Origin of the sequence: Sphingomonas sp. (genome assembly GCF_031380695.1) — a bacterium.
Lineage (GTDB): Bacteria > Pseudomonadota > Alphaproteobacteria > Sphingomonadales > Sphingomonadaceae > Sphingomicrobium.
This window is the reverse complement of record NZ_JANMWY010000153.1, coordinates 1-3314: the sequence shown is the minus strand read 5'-3', so window position 1 is coordinate 3314 and position 3314 is coordinate 1. Positions and strand designations below refer to the sequence as shown.

At 67.4% G+C, this 3314-nt stretch carries 3 protein-coding genes and 2 pseudogenes; 1 reads left to right on the top strand and 4 read right to left on the bottom strand.

Annotated elements, in window-relative coordinates; all coding sequences use genetic code 11:
• On the top strand, positions 1 to 486 hold a 486-nt coding region (locus RMN84_RS05845; protein WP_309611255.1), incomplete at its 5' end, for an ATP-binding cassette domain-containing protein.
• A gap of 22 nt (positions 487 to 508) precedes the next feature.
• Here RMN84_RS05845 and RMN84_RS05840 read toward each other — a convergent pair.
• The 4 genes and pseudogenes from RMN84_RS05840 to RMN84_RS05825 all read right to left on the bottom strand — a co-directional run.
• Positions 509 to 913 (bottom strand): OmpA family protein, encoded by a 405-nt coding sequence (locus tag RMN84_RS05840; protein WP_309611256.1) that lies wholly within the window; start codon positions 911 to 913, stop codon positions 509 to 511.
• Between the two features lie 119 nt (positions 914 to 1032).
• Entirely contained in the window at positions 1033 to 1530 is a 498-nt protein-coding gene (locus tag RMN84_RS05835; RefSeq protein WP_309611254.1) for a DUF2793 domain-containing protein, read from the bottom strand.
• An 11-nt stretch (positions 1531 to 1541) separates the two neighbouring features.
• A pseudogene (locus RMN84_RS05830) lies at positions 1542 to 2720 on the bottom strand (phage tail protein); the annotation flags it as partial.
• 27 nt (positions 2721 to 2747) lie between these two features.
• Positions 2748 to 3314 (bottom strand): annotated as a pseudogene (locus tag RMN84_RS05825) (hypothetical protein); the annotation flags it as partial.

Genomic DNA, 3314 nt, shown 5'->3' with positions numbered 1-3314 from the left:
GGCATCCGCGACAAGATGGCGATGCTGCAGGAAGTCGGCCTCGGCTATGTCAAAGTCGGCCAGCAGGCGACCACGCTCAGCGGCGGCGAGGCGCAGCGCGTAAAACTCGCGAAGGAACTCTCCCGCCGCGCCACCGGCCAGACCCTCTACATCCTCGACGAGCCAACCACTGGCCTCCATTTCGAAGACGTGCGTAAGCTGCTGGAAGTCCTCCACGCGCTGGTCGAGCAGGGCAACACCGTCGTCGTCATCGAACACAACCTCGACGTCATCAAGACGGCGGATTGGGTTATCGACCTCGGTCCCGACGGTGGCATCAAGGGCGGGGAAATCGTCGCCGCTGGCACCCCCGAGCAGATCGTCACCGAACCGCGTAGTGCCACAGGCTTCTACCTCAAGCCGTTGCTCGACAAACCCCGCGCGGAAATGCCGGTCATCAAGACTGAGCGCCGCCGCTCACGCACACGGGAGGTCGCCACAGCCTGATTTTCGCACTCGGCCAGCGAACTCATTGCTGGCCGGTAGCGGGCTCCAGTCGAATCTCGACGCTCCGATTCTGCGCCTCGCGAACACCGTCGGCGACCGCGACCAGTGGGCTGCTTTCCCCAACTGCCTGGCTGATTATCTCGCTATCCTGCACGCCCTTTTCGGCCAGCAGAGTCCGGACCGCGTCCACGCGCCGCTGGGATAGGCGCGCATTCGCCGCCGTACCGCCCGATCTATCGGAATGGCCGATCAACCGCACCGCTCCCCCGCGGAGCTCGCCAAAGGCCAATGCCGCTTTGTCGATCGTCTCCGCTCCGTCGGGCTTGATGATCGACTCGTCCCAATCGAAAAAGACGATGTACGGGCTCTGCTCGACCGCAACGTCGACCAATGGTCCGCCCGCGATCGTCCGGCTCGCGAGCCCCATCAAAGGAATCGCCAGACAGACGGCCAGCTTACCTACATTTTTGCTCGTCATGTTCATCAGGGCGATTTTCCACCGACCACTCCGCCGGTCAATCCCCTGCCGCGCTATGGATCCGCCGCTCAGGGAGCAATCAACCCGTGGACCCGCAGCGCTGCCAGGATCGCCACGATCGCCGAGCGACTCTGGGCGTCGACCACGCTCCCGCCGGTCGGATCGCCGATGGCCGCCTGTTGCGCGCCGACGACCCTGGTCCCGCCCACCGACAATTGGCTGCCGCGCACGACCCCATATTCCCACATCCCGCTGCGATACAGCGCATCCACCCCCGACCCCGATACCCACACGCGCAGGCCTTCGCGCGCGGCAATAAACCGCCAGCCACCGTCGCCATAGAGCGCCAGCGATCCCGCCTTCCCCGCCCACGCCCCGGTTGCCCCCGCGCCGACGATGAAGCAGTCGCCCACCGTCGGCGACACCGGCGGCGTCGCCGACGCCGCACCCGCCACACTCGGCGCAACACAGGCGTCGACCCGCTGCAACGCCTCGTTGTGATACTCTTCCTTTTGGGCCTGCCCGGCCGCCAACAGTGGCAAGGCGTAGCGCGCGGTCGTGTCCATTTTCTTCTCCGCTAGATGATGATCGACAGGCTGATTTCATGCGATGCGCCGCGCTCGCCGAGTTGAGCGACCGCGACCACCGCCGCCCCGCTTCCCAGCGCGGCAAGATCACTTATCGAGACGCTCAGCGAAGCCACCGTGGTAACCCACTGCCGCTCGACGCCGCCGCGCGATATGCGCACGCGATATGTCTCCCCGCCTGCCGGATCGAGGCCATCGCCCCAGCCCAGCATGACGCGGCTGCGCCTGACCCAGGCGATGTCGATCCCCGCCGCGCTCGGTATGATCCGCAATTGGCAGGGTGCCAACGGCCGCGCGCCTTCGCCCGCGGATACTCGCTGCACCGCCACGCTCGCCCCATCCGCCACCCCTTGCGCCAGCACGCTCACTGTCGCGCCGATCATGTCGCCGGGCAAAGCGATGCTCACCATCACGCCTTGGTCCAGCAAAACGAATTTCTCACCACTGCCGTGGCCCGTGATCGCCCACTCCGTCCCGCGCCGCCCCCGCAGCAGGCGCGACAGCCGAAAGCGCCCCGCCGCGATCGGCTCCACCCGTGCAAATTGCAGCAACTCATTGCCCACTGCCGCCAAATTCATGCCCATCACTAGTGCATCGTCAGTGCAACTTGTCAGCCAGCCCGCGCTGTCCACCAGCTGCACATCGATCGCATTTACCTCGTCGATCAACAGCGCCGATCCCGCCGCCAGGGTACTCAGCGCGCTCCCGGTCACTGCCGCCCGCGCAATCGTCGCCGGCGCCTGCTCGACGCCATTGACTTGAACCGCGACAGGCACCGGCTTCCACGCCCCGCTGCTCGCCCCGACCAGCATCAATTCCGCGCCCTCACTGTCGGGCAAATCGAGCAAGATCATCTGCGTCGGCGCCAGAATCCGGTCTCCAGCGTTGGCCGCGCGGCCTGGGTCGGCCGGCAGCGCTGCTCCCCGCCCGGCCACCCGCACCATCTGCACGGTGACTGCCAGCGCAGCCACATCAACCTGTACGACCCGCCAGTCACCGACCAGCCCGGCACCCCCGATGAAATCGCCGGGCCGCAATGCCAGGAATGCCGGCGACAGGTGGAGCGTCACCCGCTCCCGCCCCGCCCGCTCGCTGGCTAGCCGCCCGTCGGCCAGCGCCCGCGCGTCTCCCGCCCCGATCGCCGCAGCAAAGTCGATCGTCCGTACACGCGCGCCACCCGGCTCGCCCGCGCTCGCCTACCGGGCCTGATTGTCGCGCGCCGGGTCATAATAGGTGAACGCCACGCCCTCGGGCAGCGACGACAGCGGCAACCTGTTCTGCTCGATCCGCGCTGCGGAATGCCCATCGGCGCTGCACCCAAGCACCACCTCGCTCGCCGCCGTCGCGATCGCGCCTCGGTCGTCCAGACGCCCACCCTGCTCACGCAACGGCAGGTCCAGCATATCGACCAGCGGCGTCACAGCACCGCGCCGGTCGCTGCCGTGCGCCGCGTAGCCGGCCAGCGTGACTGTCGTCCCGCTCTGCGCCCCTCCCGCCGTCACGTCCGACAGGATCGCCCCAACCCCGACCGCCGCCTCGTCGGCGATCAGCTCGAACGTCAGCATCGGGATGCGATTGCCAAATTCCGCTAGCGCCAGGTCTTCGAACACTGCCGACGCCAGTCCGCGAAACGCCGGCGTCGTTCCGACCCCTTCTACCGACGCGATCAATGGATCTGGCCCCTGCGCTTCATCCCCGCCCTGGAACCGGAGCGTCCCCTTGACCTTCAGGTCACCTGCCGCCCCGCGCAGCAATTTCCCGTC